We start from the raw sequence: 21,260 nt of genomic DNA on the forward strand, positions 1-21,260 counted from the left end.
TCGTCCAGTTCCAGGCTCTCCTGAAGCCGCGCCAGGACCTCCCGCCGTACGAGCACGTCCAGGTCCCGGTGATCCGCGTCCCGCGCGGTCGCCGCGGCGCCGGTGCGGGCGACGACGATCTGGTGCCCCGCCTCGTGGACCGCGGCGGCGGGGAAGGACACGGCCGAGAAGCCCTCCTCGTGCAGCACCTTCCGCCAACTGTCGGGCTCCAGCGCGGGGCAGCCGTCGATCCGGAGCTCCGGGTCGTGGTGGAGCCACCACCCGTCGAGCAGGCCGAAGGTCAGGTGCGAGAACAACGTGCGGGCGGCCAGCTCGTTCAGCACCAGCGTGCCGTCCTGCGTCAGCAGTTCCCGGGCGTGGCGCACCGCGGCCCGGACGTCGCTGGTGGCGTGCAGGACGTTGGTCGCGAGGACGATGTCGTACGCCTTCCCGGCCAGTCCCTGGCCGAGCGGGCTCCGCTCCACGTCGAAGTGCTCGTACCGCAGGTACGGATGCGCGGCGAACTCCTTCCTCCCCGTGCGCAGGAAGTGTGCGGAGACATCGGTGTAGCAGTACTCCTCGACGCGCTCCCGGTGACGGCTCAGTGCGCGCAGCACCTTGTCGGTGGTACCTCCCGTGCCCGCGCCGATCTCCAGGACGCGGACCGGTCGGGCGGGGTCCGCGGCCAGCAGGGCCTCGACCCGGTCCGCCACCTGCTCCGCGACGACCTCGTTGAGGGCCTCGGCACCGTCGCAGTGCCGATAGACGCCCTCGACCAGTGACGTCGACGCGTCGGGGAAGATCACGTCGGTACCCTTGCTGCGTCCGGAGAGGACGTCCGGGCACCCGCGGATAGCCTGGTCCATGAGGTTGACGTACGGGTTCGTGCCCCCGCTCTCCCGACAGACGTCCGCCCAGCGCCGCCACGCGGTGTCACCGCCCGCCGACGCCCTCGTGGTCAGCGCGTAACGCTCCCCGTCCAGTTCCAGATAGCCGTGCTCGGCCAGGAAGCGAAGGCTCACGTCGAGCCAACGGCCGTGTACGCGCCCGGAACTCGGCCCGTCGACGAGGTCGGCGACGGAGCCGCCGCCGGCAGCCGCCATGCCTATCGACCGCAACTGCGTGACCAGCAGCCCGCAGAGGAGGTCGTCATCGAAACCACGGCCGTTGCCGGAGTCGGCGATCACCCGCCGCAGCCGGGGGTCGTCGGACTGCCCGTCAACGACCGGCTCCCCCACCGTCTCCGTCAGCCGCGCTGGTTCGGTCGGCCAGCAACGCCTCCTCGCGAACGGGTACGCGGGCAGGGACACGGGCGTCAGGCGCCTGCCGCCGAACAGCTCCCGCCAGTCCAGTTCGTAACCCTGGCAGTAGAGCCTGGCGACGGCGCGCAGCGCTTCCGCGAACGCCTCGTGGTCGTGGCGCAGGAGACTCACTTCGCGCACCAGATCGTTGCCGGACGCCAGCATCTCGGCCCTCGGGGCGAAGCCCTTCGGCACGGTGCCGTCGGCGGCGTCGGGCGTCTCGGCACCGTCGTCGAGCCAGTCACGGAACAGTCGCACGGCCTCACCCTGGTCGCGGGCCACCACCGCGCACCGGTACCGGAAGTGCGTCCGGCCGTCGAGCAGGGTCGCGCTGACGTGGCTCGGGCCGTACGCGCCCCCGTCGCCGTCGAGGAAGTCGATCAGGTCGGCGACCCGCTGCCGCAGCACCTCCTCGTCCTTCGCCGACACCGCGAAGAGATGGGCGGGCGTCGGCACGTCGTGCTCGTGATCGGGGGTCACGAAACTCTCCACCACCATGTGTGCGTTGGTCCCACTCATGCCGAAGGCGCTCAGGGCCGCGACGCGTTCGCGCTCCGCGGCGCGCGGCCAGTGCCTGTTCGACCGGTTGACGAAGAACGGACTGTCCCGCCAGTCGACGTAGTCGCTCTCCCGCTCGCAGTGCAGGCTGGCCGGGATGGTCTCGTGGCGCATGCCCTGGAGGATTCCGATCAGGCTGACCAGCCCGGACGCCGCGAGCGTGTGGCCGACGTTGGGCTTGGTCGAGGTCAGCGCGCAGTACCGCCGCTCGTCGGTGAGAGAGGTGAAGGCGTCGTTGAGCGCGTTGACCTCCACCGGGTCGCCGAGCCGGGTGCCCGTGCCGTGGGCGACGAGGTGGTCGATCTCCGCCGGGTCGATGGCGTACTTCTCGTAGGTGGACCGCAGGAGTTCGACCTGAGCGGCACCGTTGGGGGCGGTGAGGCCGTTGGACCTGCCGTCGTAGTTGATCCCGCTGGCGCGGATGACACCGTGGACCCGGTCTCCGTCCGCGATGGCCGCCGACAGTCGTTTCAGCACGACGACGGCGGCGGCCTCGCTGGCCACCATGCCGTTGGCACGCTCGTCGAAGGCGTAGCAGACACCGTCCTCGGACAGCATCTCCGCCTGCCGCATGTAGGTGAGCTGTCGGGGCGTGGTGATCAGGCTGACGCCCGCCGCGACCGCCGTGTCGCACTCGCCGTCGCGGATGCTCAGACATGCCTGGTGGGCGGCCACGAGCCCGGACGAGCAGGCGGTGTTGATCGCCATGACCGGGCCGGTGAAGTCGAGGAAGTGGGCGAGCCGAGCGGCGAGGGCGCCCTCGTGGTTGGCGGTTATGCTGCCCGTCTCCCCAGCCAGCCCCTCGTAGTCGCCGTGCTCGACGCCCACGAACATGCCGACCCTGTCCCGCGAGCCGGACTTCCACGCGGCGTCCTCCAGCGCCCGCCACGATTCCTGAAGCAGCAGGCGTTGCCGCGGGTCCAGGTCGCGGGCCTCCTTGGGGGAGATCTCGAAGAACAGCGGGTCGAACTCCTCCGGCCCCGAGAGCTGACCGCAACGCAGGGCGCCGAGCGGGCTGTCCGCCGCCTCCCCCCACAGCGCGAGACGTTCGGCGCTGATGGGACTGACGACGTCACGGCCCTCCTCAAGAACGGACCACAGCTCATCGACATCACGCGCCCCGGGGAAGCGCCCGCTCATACCGATCACGGCCACGGCGTCGCCGCGCTCCGCCGCACCGTCCCGAGGCACGGGGTCCGCGTACGCGGCTGGTGTCGGTTCCTCCCGGACGGGCACGACGGGCTCGTTGGCGGGTGGTCCGTCCGTCGACGTCGCAGGGGCCGCGCCGTAGAGAGCCGTGAGAACGTCCCGGTGCTTCCCGGCGAGATGACTCCGCAGCTTCTCCAACGTGGGGTGGCTGAAGAAGATCGACGGTGTGATCTCGACGCCGATCCGCTCGCCGATGCCCGCGGCCAGCTCGACGAGGCTCACGGAGTCGAAGCCGTACTCGGAGAGGTTGTCGTTCGGGTGGATCCGGTCGGGCGGGACCTTGACGACACGGCCGATGACGTCCCGGAGGTCCTGGTTCAGGCGCTCATCGACCGCTGTTCCCGACGTCCGGGAACGCGAGGCCTCGTCCGGGGTCGACGGCTCCGGGGCCGACGGCTCCGCGCTCGCCGTCTCGCCCGTTGGAATCGCCGGGCGTGCGGGCCGTAGGCCGAGGAAGCGGTGCACCCGGTCCGGCTCTCCGACCACGACCATGTGCTGTACGGCGTCCTGGGCCAGCAGGGTCTCGAACAGCCGGAGGCCGTCCCGTGTCTCCAGGAAGTCCTGGCCGCTGGAACGCAGGTACAGCTCGGCCACGTCCTCGTCGAGGCCCATGCCGCCGTCCCGCCACAGCGGCCAGTTGATCACCGCGGTCCTGCCGGACACCTCCCCCGCGGCGCACCGTTGGCCGCGGTGGGCGGCGTAGGCCGTCTGGAAGCGGTTCCCGAACGCGTAGTCGCAGGTGCCGAAGTCGCCGACGACCGCTGAGGTCGAGGAGAAGTAGCAGACGAAGTCGAGGACCTCGCCCGCCAACGCCTCGTCGAGCGCGAGCGTGCCCGCGATCTTGGCGGCCGTGGTTCGCTCGAAGTCGGCCACGCTCTTGTCCAGGACGCTCCCCTCACCCTCGACCCCGGCGGCGTGGATGACGCCGTGCACGGGTCCGAAGCGCTCATGTGCCCGCGCCACGACACGTTTCATGTCGTTCGCGTCGCATACGTCCGCCCGCAGGTAGAGAGCCCGGTCCGCGCCGAGCCCGCGCAGCTTCTCCCGCCGCCGCGAGTCCGGCGCGGACCGACCGGTCAGCACGACGTTGGCCGCGTAGCCGCTGGTGAGGTGCTCGGCCACGATCAGTCCCAGACCACCGAGGCCACCGGTGACGAGGTACGTGCCACCGCGCTTGAAGGGGCTGGGCGCCTCGGTCGCCTCCGCCCGCCGGACACGGCTGACGAAACGCCCGCCCGCCCGGTACAGGGCACTGGAGGGGGTCTCCTGGCGCAGTTCGGCGAGCAGTCGTTCGACCCAGCCCGCGACTCCGGCCGGCCGCCTCGGATCAGCGGCGTCCTGCAGCACGACCGTGAACGCCGGCTGTGGCAGCACCAGTCCGAGCGAGCGCTCGAAACCCATGGCCGCTTCCAGGTGCGCGCGCTCCACTCCGTCGCGGTACTCGCCCGCCAGTACGAACCGGCGCGCGAGGACCCCGGCCCGGGCCAGTCCCTGGACGGCGAGCATGACCTCGCCGACTCCCTCGGGGCGCGAACCCGCCTCCAGCCATCTGAGATCAAGGACGGCGTCGACGTCCCCGTGGCGCTCGGCGATGTCGCGGAACGCGTCCGCGTAGTCGTCGACCTCCGCCTCGCGGACCTCGTACGACTGCGGCGAGACCCGGTGGAAGGCGGGGCCGCGTCCGACGAAGACGACACGGGCGGCGGGGTCGAGCGCGTGGACCGCCCGCGCGGCCTCGACCTGACGGTCGGAACCGTCGCACAGGCAGACAACGCTGCCGGTACCGCGCGCCGGGCCGTCCCGCAGCGGCTCGGGCTCCCAGCCCTCGGCGAAGACGAGAGGCCGCGCGGGCCCCGGCGGGTCATCCGTGGACGCGTCCTGATCGACGCGCTCCCGCACGGTGAACGGCTGGTCGGCGAAGGGGAAGTAGCGCTCGCGGGCGAACGGGTAGGTCGGCAGTCCGATACGCCGCGGAGTCCGATCGCCGTAGAGAACGCGCCAGTCGACGGGCACCCCGTTCGTCCACAGCTCCAGGAGCTTGTCGTACTTCCCCTTATCGGCCCAGGTCGAGATCATCGTGCTCAGGTCCGCGTCGGCGGAGAGCAGCGTGCGTACGGTGCCGTCACGCCCGGCCGAGCCGCGCGTCACGTCACCGGTGTCACCGTCACCCGCGTCACCGTCGCCGGAGGTCAGGAACCCGCGCAGGCGCGCCGCGAGATCCGGCACGGTGGTGGCGAGCACGCCCAGGCGCTCCTCCATCGCCTCCCGGCCGACCTGCAGCGTGTACGCCACGTCCGCCAGTTCCACGGCCGCGTTCTCCGGCCGTTCCAGCCACCGCAGCAGGTTGGCGACCTGTGCCCGCAGCGCGTCCTCGGTACGCGCCGAGAGCGGCACGACGGCCCCCAGCGCGGGGTCGAGCCGGTACCCGGCCTCGTGGTGGTCCGGAATGTGCTCCGCGATGACGACGTGGGCGTTGGAGCCACCCGCCCCGAAGGACGAGACCCCGGCGACGCGTGGCGACTCCGTGCCCGTGCCACCGCCGGGCGGTGCGGGCCTGGGCCAGTCGGCCAGCTCGCGCTGCACGACGAACGGGGTGTCCGTGAAGTCGATGTTCGGGTTCAAGGTGTCCGCGTGCAGGGAGGGAGCCAGCTTGCCGTGCCGCATCTGCAGCAGCACCTTGGTGATGCCCGCGATGCCCGACGCGCTCTCGGCATGGCCGATGTTGCTCTTGACCGAACCTATAGCGCAGAACTGCTTGTCCCCGGTGTGGTCTTGGAAGGCGTTCGACAGGCCCGTGATCTCGATCGGATCACCAAGCGTGGTCCCGGTGCCGTGTGCCTCCAGGTAGCTCACCGCACGCGCGCTCACCCCGGACGCCTCCAGGGCCCGGCCGATCACGTCCGACTGCGCCCGCGGGTTCGGCACCGTGTAACCGTTGGTCTTGCCACCGTGGTTGACCGACGTGCCCTTGACGACACCGTGGATCCGGTCCCCGTCAGCGATCGCCCTCGCCAGCGGCTTCAACAGGACCGCTCCCACGCCCTCGCCGGGCACGTAGCCGTCCCCACCGGCCCCGAAGCTTCGGCATCGGCCGTCGCTGGAGACGAACTTGCCCTGGCTCAGCAGCAGGTACTTGTTCGGGTGCAGCGAGAGGTTGACCCCGCCCGCGACCGCCACCTCGCACTCGCCGCACTTGAGGCTCTGGCACGCCAGGTGAAGCGCCGTGAGCGAGGACGAGCACATGGTGTCGACGCTCATGCTCGGGCCGTGGAACCCGCAGGCGTACGACACCCGGTTGGCGATGGAGGCCGAACTGCCCGCCACCGCCGCACCGCCGCCCAGCATCTGGTTCTGGGCACCGAAGAGCTGGTACTCCTCGTACATCACCCCGACGAAGACACCGACTTCGCCCTCGGGCACGTTGCCGGTCCGGCTCCTCGGCCCACCCCGCGTGTAGCCGGCGTCCTCCATCGTCTCGTGGACGCACTGCAGGAACAGGCGTTCCTGCGGGTCCATCGTCTCGGCCTCGCGCGGGGAGATGGCGAAGAACAGCGGGTCGAAGTCGTACGCGCCGTCGAGGAAGCCGCCCCACCTGCTGTACGTCCGCCCGGCGGCACCCTTGTCCGGGTCGAAGAACTCCCCGTGGTCCCAGCGCGTCTCGGGAATCCCGGTGACGCTGTCCCTGCCCGCCGCGAGGTTCTCCCAGAACTCCGCCACGTCGCGCGCCTGCGGGTAGCGGCCCGCCAACCCCACGATCGCGATGTCCGTCCGCTCCGCCGCGGCCGACGGAGCGGCGGCCCGTACGGGGCTGACGGCCGTGACCGGCACGCTGGTCCGCCACGTGCGGTTCCGCCGCGCGACGCCCGCCGAGGTGGCGGCCTGGACCGCTGCCCCTTCCCGGGCCTCGGGACGATTCTCGCCGGCGAGCAGGAGCTCCCGCATCCGGTCGGCGTGTGCGTCCAGGAGATGACCGGCGAGCGCCTCAACCGTCTGGTACTCGAAGAACAGCGTCTTCGACAGCGGCCCGATGTCCTCCTCCAGGGCCCGGGTCATGCTCATCGTCATCACGGAGTTGACGCCGTAGTCGTCGAGCGTCGCCTCCGCGTCGATCCTTGCCGGCGGCAGGTTGATCACCGACGACAGCGCCTTCTTGACGTACGCCTCGGCCCTGCGGATCAGTCCTTCCCCGGTCTCCGTCGCGGGCTCGGGCTCAGGTTCGGGCTCGGGCTCGGGCTCAGGTTCGGGCTCGGGCTCGGGCTCGTCCGCGGGATCGGCCAACAGGGCGTGCGTCATCCGGGCCCGGTCACCCTCGAGGACGAGGACCTGGTCCTCCCGCGCGGCCAACGCCCGGTACAGCGCCCGCACTCCGGTGTCCTCGCTCAGCGGGACCATGCCGAACTGCGCCCGCAGCCACCGCTCGACGCCCGGATCGACACCCATCCCGCCGGCGGCCCACAGCGGCCAGTTGACCGACACCGTCCGGCCCTGGCGCTCGCCCCGCTCCACGAGTCCGTTCCGGTGCTCCGCGAACGCGTCCATGAACGCGTTCGCCGCCGCGTAGTCGGCCTGCCCCACGTTGCCGAACGCACCCGAGAAGGACGAGAACAGGACGAGGAAGTCCAGGTCCGCATCCTGGGTCGCGGCGTCCAGGTGCACCAGGCCGGAGACCTTCGGCTCCAGCACGGCGCAGAAGTCCTCGTCCGTCTTCTTCAGGAGGAAACCGTCCCGGATTACCCCCGCGGAGTGCAGAATCCCGTCCAGCCGGCCGTACGTCCGACGCGTCCAGCCCGTGAGCGCCACGACGTCCGCCTCGACGCCGACGTCCGCCTGCCGGTAGACCGCCTCGGCCCCCAGCAGCTGCAACCGCTCCAGGAGCGCGTCCTTGTCCTCGTCCCGCGCGGCACGCCCGGTCAGCACGATCCGGGGCCGCTCCACCTTCGTCGCGATGTCCCGGGCGAACAGCGCCCCCAACCCGCCGGCACCACCGGTGATCAGGTAGACGCCGCCGTCCTTCCACGGCAGTGGCGCCGGGGTGGCGCCTTCGAACTCGCGCCACCGCAGCACCTCGCGCACACCGGACCGGTACCGGATCGCCGTGTCCTCCGGCGCGGCACGATCGGCTTCCACGTGGTACGCGGCACGTTCCGGCTCCTCCCGGGGGTCGACCAGGACCATCTGGCCCAGAACGCGCGGGTTCTCCAGCTGAGCCGTCCTGAGTACGCCCGCCAGACCGGCCCACAGCCACGCGTCCGCGTCAGCCGGGCCGACCAACTGGACGTTGACAGGGTGATGTGCCCGTTCCGCGAGGAGTTCCCGGACGGCCGCGAAGACCTGCCGCGCGTAGTCGGAGTAACGCCCGTCGACGCGCGCCGAACCAGCGTCCAGGAGCACGACCCGCCCCGTGCCGCGTGACCGCATCACCTCCGCGACCCGGGGAAGACCGATGACCAGGGCGAGCGCGGCCGGAGTGCCTCCCGCCCCGCTCACGTCCCCCGTCCTGTCCCGGGCGGTCCAGCGCGGCGAGGCGAGCAGTTCACCCGTGGGCCGATCCACCGGAACGGCCCGCAGCGAGACGCCGCTGAGCCGGACACAGACCTTCCCCGCGTCATCGCAGACGTCGATGTCGATACGGCGGTCAGTGGAACCGGCGGTTGACGACACGTCGCCGCTCCCGCGCACCCACGCCCACATCGACGCGGCGCACTCGCCGAGGACCCGCACCTCGTCCACGGCGAAGGGCAGCAGGAGTTCGGACCGCGCCGACTCCAGGGGTCCCAGGCCGACGCAGGTCTGCAGCGCGGAGTCCAGCAGGGCGGGATGGAGCCCGTAGTCCCCCAGGGTCGCTCCGACGGCGTCCGGGAGCGTCAGCCGGGCCAGCGCCTGACCGTCACCGACCCACAGGCGCTCGACACCCCGGTGCCCGGGGCCGTAGGCGATGCCCCGCGACAGGAACCAGTCGTAGACCTGGTCGGCGTCCCACGCGCCGAGGTCGCACTCCGCGCGCAGGCTCGCGAGGTCCAACCCGACGCCCGCGGCGGCCGGGACGGACTCCTGCGTCACCCGTACCACGCCACCGCCGTGCACCACCGGTTCCGCGACGGGCTCCCGGCTGACGATCTCGTAGCCGACCTCGTCCTGTCCCCTGGGCAGGAGGCGCACCTCGACGGTCTGCCGCCGCTCGCCCACGGTCACCGGCTGCGCCCACACGACGTCGGCGATGCTGAGCGGGCCGTGCGGCTCGTCCAGCGACGCCTCGACGGCGGCGCGGACCAACTCCAGGCAGGCCGCCGCGGAGAGCACCCGCTCCCCACGCACCCGGTGATCGGCCAGGAAGAACTCCTCCCCGGTGAACACGGAGGTGAAGCGCTGCTCGGTCAGGCTGGAGGTGTTCGTGTGCACCAGCGGGTGGAGCTGTCCCGCCGGGCCCGCCGGAGCCGGCGTGACGTCCGTGCCCTGAGCGGGCCAGTAGCGTTCGCGTTGGAAGGGGTACGTCGGCATCGGAACACGGCACGGGACGCCCCGGCGGGGGAGCTTGTCCCAGTCGACCGTCACCCCGGTCACCCACAGCCGGAGCAGCTTGTCGAACTTGCCCTTCTCCGCCCACGCGCCCAGCGTCCGCGCCATGTCCTCGTCCGCGGCGAACGCCTGCAGCGCGTCGTCCTGTCGCCGCTTGACCGTCCCGCGGTGCAGACCTGGTACGCCGCCCTCGCCGTCGAGGAAGCGCGTCAGCTTGGCGACCAGGTCGGCGGTCGTGTCCACCACCAGGCCGAGTCGCTCCTCGAACGCCTCCCGGCCGGTCTGCAGGGTGTACGCGATGTCCGCGAGCGAGGCGGCGGCGCCGTCCTCGTCGGCGACCCATCCCGCCAGTTGCTCGGCCTGCGCACGCAACGCCTCCGGTGTCCTCGCGGAGAGCACGACGACCGACGGGCCGTCCTGCGGACGCTGCCGCGGAGCCGGGACGTACTCCTCCACGATCAGGTGAGCGTTGGAACCACCCGCTCCGAAGGAGGAGACACCGGCGACGCGTGGCGCCTCCGTGCCGTCGGCCGACAGCGGACGCCGCCACTCCGACAGCTCTCGCTGTACGAAGAAGGGGCCGCCCTCGAAGTCGATGTGCGGGTTCAGCGTCTCCGAGTGCAGCGAGGGCACCAGTCGCCCGTGCCTCATCTGCAACAGCACCTTGGTCAGACCGGAGATGCCCGCGGCGCTCTCGGCGTGTCCGATGTTGCTCTTCACCGAACCGATCGCGCAATACCGCACGTCGTCGGAGTGCTCGCGGAACGCCTTGGTCAGGCCCGCGACCTCGATCGGGTCGCCGAGCGACGTACCGGTGCCGTGCGCCTCGACGTAGCTCACCGACCGCGCGTCCACGCCCGCCTCCCGCAGCGCCTGATCGATGACGCCCAACTGCGCACGGGGATTGGGAACCGAGTAGCCGTTCGTCTTGCCCCCGTGATTGACGGCCACGCCCCGGAGGACACCGTGGATCGTGTCGCCGTCCTCCTCCGCCCTCGCCAGCGGCTTCAGCAGGACGGCGCCGACGCCCTCGCCGGGAACGTATCCGTCGCCTCCCTCGCCGAAGCTCTCGCACAGCCCCTTGCTCGACAGGTACTTGCCGTCCGCGAGCATCAGGTACTTGTTGGGGTGCAGGGAGAGGTTCACGCCGCCCGCCACGGCCATCTCGCACCCGTTCGTCAGCAGGCTCTGGCACGCCAGCTGGATCGCCGTGAGCGACGAGGAGCACATCGTGTCGACGGCCATGCTCGGGCCGTGCAGGTCGTAGAAGTACGACACCCGGTTCGCGATGGAGGACGCGCTGCCCGCCAGGGTGATGTTCCGGCCTCTGGCCTGCTCCTGGGCGGCGTACAGCTGATACTCCTCGTACATCACCCCCACGAACACGCCGACGTTGCCGCCGGGACCGCCCTGACCCGGGTCGCGGCCCAGTGCGGCACGGGTGTAGCCCGCGTCCTCGAAGGTCTCCTGCGCGCACTCCAGGAACAACCGCTCCTGCGGGTCCATGTACTCCGCTTCGCTCGGGGAGATGGTGAAGAACAGCGGGTCGAAGTGGTCCGCGCCCGCCAGGAAGCCACCCCACTTGGAGTACGTGCTGTCCGCGGCGTCGACGTCCGGGTCGAAGTACCGGCTGTGGTCCCACCGATCCGGCGGAACCTCGGTGACGCAGTCCTTGCCCTCCACCAGGTTCCGCCAGAACTCCCGTACGTTCCGCGCCTGCGGGTACCGCCCCGCCAGGCCGATGACGGCCACGTCGACGGAACCCGCGCCGGCCTCGGCTCGGGGTCGCGCCACCCGTCGGGACGGCGACACGAAGCGCGTACGGGAGGCCACCGCCGAACGGCCCGTGCTGGTGGGGGTGTCGGCGGTTTGCTCCTCGGCGTCGTCGGGGGAGCCGGCGTCCGCCTCCGGCGATCCGACGCCGAGCAGTGCCTCCAGCTCGTCCTCACGGGTCTCCAGGAAGTACCGTGTCAGAGCGCGGATGCTCTGGTACTCGAAGAACAGCGTCTTGGGCAGGGAGCCGAAGACCTGCTCCAGCTTGGTGGTCAGGGCCATCGTCATGACGGAGTCGATGCCGTAGACCTCGAGCGCGTCGTCGGCGTCGATCCGGTTCGCCGGCAGGCCCAGCTCGTCCGCCAGCAGCCCGATGAGGTACCGGGTGGTCCGCTCGTCGAGCCCGTCCCCGGCCGGGGCTGACTCGTCGGGGGCGGAGGAGGTCTCGCTCCGTGCCTCCGGGATGTCACCGTCCGGGAGTTCCCGAGACGCGGGCACGGACGCACCACCGGCTTCGTACGGCCTGGCGGAGAAGCCCGTGAACCGGCAGGCCACGGCGCCCGAGTCGTCGCACAGGTCGATGTCGAGCTTGCGCACCCGACTCTCGGGCCGATCGTCGGCGCTACGGCGCACCCAGGCCCACATCACCTCCCGGCACGGCCCGAGGATCCGCAACTCGTCCAGCGCGAACGGGACATGGGCCACGGCGGCGTCCTCGACCGGTTCCAGACCGATCGCCGCCTGCAGCGCCGAGTCCAGCAGACTCGGGTGCAGCACGAACGCGTCGAGCGACTCGCGCACCTCCGCGGGCAGCCGTAGCCGCGCGAGCACCTGCCCGTCAGCGGCCCGGACGCTCTCCAGCGCACGGTGCGCGGGCCCGTACGACAGACCCAGCCGTTGGTAGGTCCGGTAGCACTGCTCCGGGTCGAGCCGCGTCCCGTCACACCTGTCCCGTAGTCCCGATAGATCCACCGGGTCGGCGGGCATCGGCTCTCCGAACACCGCGACGCCCTGGCTGTGCACGATCGGCTCCGCCTCGCCACCGGAGGTGTCGGGCAGGCTGGAGACCTCGAACACGGCCTCGCCGGCCCCGGCGGCGAACAACACCGTACGCACGCCGACGGGCCGTTCCCCCACCGTGACCGGCCGTGCCCACACCACGTTGCGCAGGGTCAGCGCGCCCGGAGCGCTCTCGACCGACGCCGACACCGCCGCCCGCGCCATCTCCAGGTACGCCACCCCAGGAAGCACACGGTCCCCCTGGACGACGTGGTCCCGCAGGAAGAACTCGGCACCGGAGAAGACCGAGTCGAAGCGCTGAGCCTCCAGGGTGGAGGTGTTCGTGTGCACCAGGGGGTGCGCACGGGCGACGCCCTCCCGACCGGCCGCCTCGGGATCGGGCGGGGCGGCGACCCAGTGGCGCTCGGGAGCGAAGGGGTAGGTGGGCAGCGGAACTCGGCGCGGCGTCGTCGCGCGGGCGAGCAGCCGCCAGTCCACGCTCAGGCCCTCCAGCCAGAGGTCCACCAGTTCCTCGTACGCGGCGTTCTCGAGCCGGTACCGCACCGTCCGCTGCCGCTGCTCGTCGGCCTCGAAGTCCGCGAGCGCTTCCAGGCTCTGGCGCGACCGCCCGTGGCGGACGCCGTCCACGTCCCCGACGCCGTCGAGGAACGCCCGCAGCTTCTGCCGCAGTTCCTCCCGGCTCTCGACGAGCAGGGCGAGCCGTTCCTCCATCGCCTCCCGACCGACCTGCGACGTGTACGCGATGTCGTCCAACCGGGCGGACCGGCCCTCCTCGGGGAGCCAGCGCACCAGTGCGCGCACCCGCTCCCGCAGACGCTCGGCGTTCTTCGCCGACAACAGCACCAGTTCCGGCGCCGGCACCGGTGCCGGCCGCTCCTCCGGCTCGGTGGGCTCCTCGATGAGCACGTGGGCGATGGCGCCGTGGGCACCGAACGAGGAGACGCCGGCGATGCGCGGGACCTCCGTCGTCGCTCCGGCGACGGTCCGGGTGGGCCGCTTCCACTCCTCCAACTCCTGCTGCACCCGGACCGGGGAGTCGGAGAAGTCGATGTGCGGATTCAGCCGCCGCGAGTGCAGCGAGGGCACCAGCTTCTTGTGCCGCAGCTGTAGGACCACCTTGGTGATGCCGGCTATACCCGCCGCGGCCTCCAGGTGACCGATGTTCGACTTGATCGACCCGATCGAGCAGAACCCTGACCTGTCGGTGTACTCGCGGAACGCTCGGGTCAGGCCGGTGACCTCGATCGGGTCGCCCAGGGACGTACCGGTACCGTGCGCCTCGACGCAGCTGACGTCCTCGGCGGAGATCCCCGCGTCCCGCAGCGCGTCCACCACCACGTCACCCTGCGCCGAGGGGTTGGGCACGGTGCTGCCGTTGGTCTTCCCGCCGTGCCGTGTCGCCACGCCCCGGATCACCGCGTGGACGTGGTCCCCGTCCTCGACGGCCTGGTCCAGGGGCTTCAACAGGACGCAGCCGACGCCCTCCCCCGGTACGTAGCCGGTGCCGCCTTCCCCGAACGGACGGCAACGCCCGTCCTCGGCGAGGAACTTCAGCTGGCTGAGCGCCACGTACTTGTTCGGGTGAAGCGACAGGTTCACGCCGGCCGCGAAGGCCATCGACGTGTCGCCTCGCCTGAGGCTCTCGCAGGCCATGGCGACGGCGTACAGCGACGACGCGCAGGCCGTGTCGACGGTGAGGCTCGACCCGTGCAGGTCGAGGAAGTAGGAGACGAGGTTGGCGGCTTCCGCCCGGTCGGACACGTCCTGACCGCTGTACAGCTGGTACTCGTTCCACGTCATGCCCAGGTACACGCCGACCTTCCCGGCGCCGTCCGGGTTCAGGCCCCGCCGCGTGTAGCCGGCGTCCTCCATCGCGGCCCAGGCGGCCTGTAGCACGAGTCGGGTCTGTGGGTCGGTCGCGGCGGCACGCTTCGGGGGGACGCTGAAGAACATGGCGTCGAAGTGCTCCGCCCCGTCGATGAAGCCGCCCCACTTGCTGGTGGTCTTGCCGGGCTTGGTCTCGGGGTCGTAGTACGCGTCCTTGTCCCACCTGTGCGGGGGGACCTCCTCGATGCAGTCCTCGCCGCCGCGCAGCACGTCCCAGAGCTGGTCCGGGTCGTCGGCGTGCGGGTAGCGGCCACTGATCCCGATGATGGCCACGTCCCGGGACCGCTCGTCCCGGGACCGCTCCGCCGCGCTCAGCGCCTCGACCCGGGCGGTCACCCGGCTCCGGCCGGTACGGGCCGCGTGCGCGGCGGGAACCGCCGGGGTGGCGGGCCGGCCGGTGTCGAGCAGCGTCGCCATCCGCTCCGCGTGTTCCCGGACGAAGTACCCGGCCAGCTCGCGAATGGTGCGGTACTCGAAGAACAGCGTGGCGGGCAGGGACTCGAAGTCCTTGCCCAACAGCCGCAGCAGCTCCATGATCTGGATCGACTCGATGCCGTACTCGCCGAGTTCGGCGGCGTCGTCGAGGCGGTCGGCACTGATCCGGAAGACCCGGGAGATCTTGTCCCTGAGGTAGTCGGCCGTCCGGGCGGACAGGGCGGGAGCCTCCGCTGCGGATCGTTCGCCGGTCCCGGCCAGCGGTTCCGGACGGGGCTCGCTGTCGCGTGCCGCGACGGACGCTTCCGTACGGTCGCGTTCCGCGACGCGCAGGACCCGCTCGATCTTCCCGCGCTCCCCCTTCGCCACCACGACCTGTGTCTCGTCCGAGGCCAGGATCGCCATGAGCGTCCGGATGCCCTCGGCCGTCCCGAGCCCGCGCAGGCCCGAGTGGTCGAAGTAGAGGGCCTTGGACGTGGCGTCCCGCTCGATCTCCCCGAGCATCCCGCCCTCGTCCCAGTACGGCCAGTCCACCGCGATGCTCCGGCCCCGGCGCAGCCCGTCCGCCCGCAGTGCCTCCCGGTGCTGGGCGTAGGCGTCGAGAAAGCGGTTGGCAGCCGCGTAGCTGCCCTGCCCGAAGTCACCGACGTGAGCGGCGATCGACGAGAACAGCACGAAGAAGTCCAGCGGCTCCTCGCACGTCAACTCGTCCAGGTGGAGTGTCCCGTGCAGTTTGGGTGCCAGGACCGCGTCGAAGTCGGCCGGCGTCGCGGACAGGGCGTCGACGCCCCCCAGGACGCCCGCGCTGTGGAAGACGCCGTCCAGGCCGCCGAACCGTGCTCGGGCCGCGTCCAGCGCGCGGCGCACCGCGCCGCGGTCGGAGACGTCGCAGCGCAGGTACGCGACCTGGGCGCCCGCCGTCTCCAGCGACGCGATCCGCTCCCCCAGCTCGGCGTCCGGTTCCCTGCGGCCGAGCAGGACGAGCCTGGCCCGACACTGCTCGGCGAGGTATCTGCCGAGGTGTCCGCCGAGTTCGCCGGCGCCCCCGCTGATGAGGTAGACGCCGTTCTCCTTCAACGGCAGACCGGATGCCACGGGGTCCACCCCGCTGGTCCACCGTTGCGGCACCCTCGTCGAACGAACGCCGTCGGCACGTCGGATCTCCTGCCCGCCGCGGGCGAGGGTCCCCGCCCCGACACGGAGTTCGTCCAGCACGCCGAGCACCACGGACTCGGCATTCGGCATCCCGCCGAACTGGAGGGTGTTCATCCGGATCAGGTGGTTCACCGGAACCATCGCCCGCGCGAATCCCGAGAGCGACTTCGCCGTCGCTCCCGCGACCTCCCGTTCCCCCGGTACGACGGACAGGTGCTGGAGTTCGCGCTCGGGCCCGGTGCGGTGCGCCGCCCGGAAGAGGTGGAGCAGACTCTCCAACTCGAGCGTGCGGTCCGTCCCGTCCGACATCAGGGGCCAGAGGTTGGCGATGACGAGCGGCGTCCGCCCCAGCGGGTCAACCGCGGTCAACAGCCGGTCGAAGTCGGCTTCCGCACGCCGGTTGACGACGTAGTGGCCAGCGGCGTACTCCTCGAAGCCCGCGCCGGCCCGCACCTGGATCACGGTGCTCGCGTGGTGCCGACGGAAGAGCGCGACACGTGTCGGGTCCTCGTCGAGGACGAGCAGGGTCGTCCCGGCAACTGCTTCGGCGTCCGGCTCCGCGGCGGGGCGCTCCGTGACCCAGCGCGGGACGTAGAGGTGCAGGCCCCCGGTCCCCTGAACCTCGGTCGGGGAGAGCGTCACCGCGGGCTCGGGTGGCTCGCCTATCCAGTACTCCTCACGGGCGAAGGGATAGGTCGGCAGCGACGTGACCGGCGGTACCCGTTCGCCGAACAGGCCCTCCCAGTCCAGGTCGTAGCCCTGGCGGTACAGGTCGGCGAGCGCGCGCAGGGCGTCCTGGTGCTTTCGCCGGTCGGCGGTCGAGCCGTCCGCACGCGCGGTCAACTCGTCGCCGTACTCGACGAGTGCCGTCTGCGGTACGAAGTCGCGTGGCCGAACCCCTTGGAATGCCTGGGGCGCCTCCCCGCCTTCGAGTAGTAGGCGGAGCTGTCGCGCGGCCTCCTCGGGCGTCGCCGCGAGCAGTGCGAGGCGGTGCGCGAAGTGGTGCCTGCCGAGCAGCAGTGTGGCGCTGATCCGGTCGAGGCCCGGCTGGTCCCGGTCGGTGTCCTCCAGGAACTCCAACAGGTCGGCGACCCGGGCGGTCAAAGCCTCATCCGTCTTGGCCGAGAGCACGAGGAGTCGGGACGCCGAAGCGTCACCTGGGTCCGCGGTGCCGAGCGCGTCATGGCCTTCGACGACGACGTGGGCGTTCGTCCCGCTGATGCCGAACGAACTGACCGCCCCCAGCCGCTTCCTGTCGGGCGTGCTGCGCCAGGGGCGGGACTCCTTGTTGACGTAGAAGGGACTCCGCGCCCAGTCGATGTAGTCACTGTCCTGCTCGCAGTGCAGGCTGGCCGGCAGGGTTTCGTGCCGCAGCGACTGCACCAGTCCGATCAGGCTCACCAACCCGGACGCGGCCAGAGTGTGACCGAGGTTGCTCTTGGTCGAGGTCAGCGCGCAGTACTGCTTCTTGTCGGTGTACGGACCGAAGGCGGCGGCGAGGGCGTTCACCTCGATGGGGTCACCGAGCCGGGTGCCGGTGCCGTGCGCCACGACGTGGTCGATCTCGCCCGGATTGATGCCGAACCGTTCGTGGACGGAACGCAGCAGAGAGGTCTGCGCCGGTTGGCTGGGCGCGGTGATGCCGTTCGTACGGCCGTCGTAGTTGATGCCGCTGCCCTTGATGACGGCGTGGACCCGGTCCCCGTCCGCCAGCGCCTTCGAGAGGCGCTTCAGCACCACGACGGCGACCGCCTCACCCACCACCATCCCGTTGGCGTCCTTGCCGAAGGGGCGGCAGACGCCGTCCTCGGACAGCATGCCGGCCTGGCTGGCGTGCTGGAAGAACCGCGAGGTCGCGAGAATGTTGGCACCCGCGGCGAGCGCGGTGTCGCACTCGCCGGTACGCAGGCTCACGCTGGCCTGGTGTACGGCGGCCAGGCCCGCCGAGCACGCCGTGTTGAGCGACAGGACGGGGCCCGAGAAGTTCAGGAAGTACCCGAGGCGCGACGCCAGAACGCCGTCGTGGGCCGAGGTGAGGGTTTCCTCGCGGCCGGCGACCCGTTGGTAGTCGCCCTGTTCGGTGCCGACGAACATGCCCATCGTGCTGTCGCGCAGCCTTCGGGGGCCGTAGCCCGCGTCCTCCAGCGCCCGCCATGACTCCTGCAGCAACAGTCGCTGCCGCGGGTCCATGGACTCGGCCTCGCTGGGCGCGATCTCGAAGAACAGCGGGTCGAACTCGGCCGGTCCGGGCAGCCATCCGCCCCTGGGCACGGGATCACCGGGCGCCCCGGCCCAGTCCTCCCGTCGCTCGGCCGGCAGGAGTTCCACCACGTCCCGGCCGCTCTCGAGGATCTCCCAGAGATCGTCGGCGCTCCGCGCCCCCGGGAAGCGTCCGCTCAGCCCGATGATGGCGATGTCGTCCCGGTCGGAGACGACCGCCGGCGAGGTACCAGCCGCCGGACTCGGTGGCGGGGTGGTGGTCCGCCGCGAGGGCGACCCGTACGCGTCGGCGGTACCCACGTACGTCCGTGTCACGGCGGCACCGTGATCCCGGGTCAGATGGTCCTCGAGCATGCCGAGCGTGAAGTGCGTGTAGAGGTCCGACGGGGTGAGGGCGATCCCGTAGTACTCGCTCAGGTCGGCGGCCAGCCGGGTGTTGCCGACCGAGTCGAAGCCGAGGTCGGAGAGCCTGTCGTCCGGGTGGACCTCGCTCGCCGCCAACTTGACGACGTCGCAGGCCAGTCGCCTGAGGTCGGCGCGCAGCAGATCCGCGACGTCCGGTGGGCCGTTCCGCTCCGAGGAGGTCGGTTCCGCGGGGATCGGTGCCGCGGGGGCAGGCTCCGTAGTGGCCCGCTCGGTCGGGGAGCCGGGCGCCGTGTCGGTGGCGATCCAGAACCGCTGTTCGTCGAACGGGTATGTCGGCAACCGCAGTTTCCTGGTCCGTACCGCCGCGAGGAGATCCCTCCCGTGTGGCTCGCCACCGGCGGCGAAGGACTCGGCCAGGGCGAGGAGGTGCTGGGTGTACTCGGCGGCGGGGGCCTCCGCACCGAGGTGCGGGTCGGGGGGTTCCGGCCAGACTGTCTTCCCGGGCGTCCCCCTGTCCTCTCCGAGGTTGTGGCAACACTCGGCGGCGTGGCCCCTGCGTATCAGGTGTTCCAGCCTCGCGCGCAGCTGCGCGGTGCTCCGTACGACGAACGCCGCCCGGACGTCGAGGTGTTCCCGCCCCAGCAGGAGCGTGGCACTGAGGTCCGTCAGGTCGGCGTCGGCCCCCTCGTGCTCCAACCAGTCCGCCAGATCGTGGATTCGGCGCCGCAGGGCCGTTTCGGTCCTGCCGGACAGACAGACGAGGTAGGCGGGGCGGGTCTCCGGCGCGGTCGGCTCCCTGGGCGGTGCCTGCTCCAGGACCACGTGCGCGTTCGTCCCGCCGAAGCCGAACGAGCTGACCCCGGCACGACGCGGCAACGGCTCGCCCGTCTCCGAGCGCGGCGAGGCCCACTCCCGCGGGGAGTCCACGACGTAGAAGGGCGTCTCGTCCAGCGTGATGGCCGGATTCAGCTTCGTGAAGTCGGGCAGGCCGGGCAGCTTCTCGTGCGCCATCGACAGCAGCACCTTGACGAGGCCCGCGATTCCCGCGGCGGGTTCGAGATGACCGATGTTCGGTTTGACCGAGCCGAGACCGCAGTAGTTGTGCGGCCCGGAAGCCGCGTCGTCGCCACGGGCGTTCCGGAACCCCTCCACCAGTCCGCGAACCTCGACGGGATCGCCGGTCGGCGTACCGGTGCCGTGTGCCTCGACGTAGTTCACGGTCTCCGGCGGGACACGCGCCTGGGCGAGCGCCTTCGAGATGACGCTGGCCTGTGCCTCGGAACTGGGATACGTGAGACTACGGGTCCTCCCGGCGTGGCTGACGGCGCTGCCCTTGATCACCCCGTGGATGCTGTCGCCGTCCCGCACCGCGTCCGCGAGCGGTTTGAGCAGCACCAGGCCGCCGCCCTCTCCGCGCACATAACCGTCCGCGCGTTCGTCGAACGTCTTGCACGAGCCGGTCGGGGACAGCATTCCGACCTTGGAGAAGGAGACGTTGCGCGCGGGGGTCAGCACCAAGCTGATGCCACCCGCGATGGCGACGCCGCACTCCTTCTGACGCAGGGACTGCACCGCCAGGTGCACGGCGTCGAGTGATGCGGAGGATGCCGTGTCGACCGTCACGCTCGGGCCGGTCAGGTCGAAGAAGTGGGATACGCGGTTGGCGATGACGGCGCCCGCCGTCCCCGTGGCGTGGTGGGCCGCGGGCTCTCGCGCCCCCGTTTCCTGCAACGTCTTGTAGTCCAGGTTGAAGGCGCCCAGAAACACCCCGACGTCGCTTCCCGTCAGCTCACCGGGCGGCACCGCGGCGTCCTCGAAGCAGGACCAGACGAGCTGCAGCATGATCCGCTGCTGCGGGTCCATGCTCTCCGCCTCCAGCGGGGACACCCGGAAGAACGCGGCGTCGAAGGCCGCCACGTCCGGCAGGAACGCCCCCCACCTGCTGGTTCCCGCGCCGTCGGGGTCCGCGTACGCCCGCCAGTCCCAGCGGCTGTCAGGCACCTCGTCGACATGCGAGTCCCCGCGCTCCACAGTGACCCAGAACTGCCGATAGTCCTCGGCGCCGGGAAATCGACACGCCATGCCGGTGATAGCGATGTCGTCGTCGTTGCTCTGCACGGAAAGATCCTCTTTCAATCCCCGACATCCCGATCGAAACAGGCCGCGCCCCGGGGTGCGGCGAATCAGGAAAGGACTTCAGCACTTCAGCGTCATGAGAAGAGCACGTGCCACACGGGCGTCATCACCCACCGGAATCCTTCGAATCAGGCTGACAACACGCTTTCTCTCGAAGCCGTGCCGTATTCCGGTTGACGCCAGAGAGCGGCTGAGCGCCGGTCATAACACACAAGTAATTCCCCGTTGAACAAATGGTCGGCGAGGTCAGGGTTTCGCCGGACGCGGTGTGGTCGACCCGATGAGCCGGGAGGTGGTCGTGCCTCCCCCGCTTCCCTCCGTGGAGAAGCGTCTGCACGTGGATCCGCGGACCTTTGACGACGTACGACGAACCGCACCCGCCGTCCACGAACTTGCCTTCATCATCCCCCGAACTCCGGTACTGCTGACCCCGGTTTGCTCCCCTGGTGGTGGAACGATACCCGATGGCGTCGACACTTCAAGGTCCGACTAATCTTGACACAGATGACGAGCCCCACTTAGGAAAGTACCCGCTACGGGAGAAGTAGTTGACAACGCAACAACATCCGGAACCGGCCCCTCCGCCTGCGGTACGAGACGAGATCCGGGACCAACGGGGATGGAGCTTGCGTACCCCGACGTACCTGGTGGCCCAGCGTCGCGGTAACCCGCATACGACCGACCGACGTTGACCGGTCAAGGACA

At 70.9% G+C, this 21,260-nt stretch carries 1 protein-coding gene (running past one end of the window); it reads right to left on the bottom strand.

Going from position 1 to position 21,260, the window contains the following annotated elements; all coding sequences use genetic code 11:
- Positions 1 to 20,537, bottom strand: the 5' portion of a protein-coding gene (locus AN216_RS28400) for an SDR family NAD(P)-dependent oxidoreductase (RefSeq protein WP_070198702.1). Its footprint begins 7,285 nt before the window's first position; the window shows 20,537 of its 27,822 coding nt (coding positions 1-20,537); the start codon lies at positions 20,535 to 20,537; its stop codon lies off the left edge, out of view.
- Positions 20,538 to 21,260: the final 723 nt, after the last annotated feature.

The organism is Streptomyces oceani (assembly GCF_001751245.1).
In the GTDB taxonomy this organism is placed as follows: Bacteria; Actinomycetota; Actinomycetes; order Streptomycetales; family Streptomycetaceae; genus Streptomyces; species Streptomyces oceani.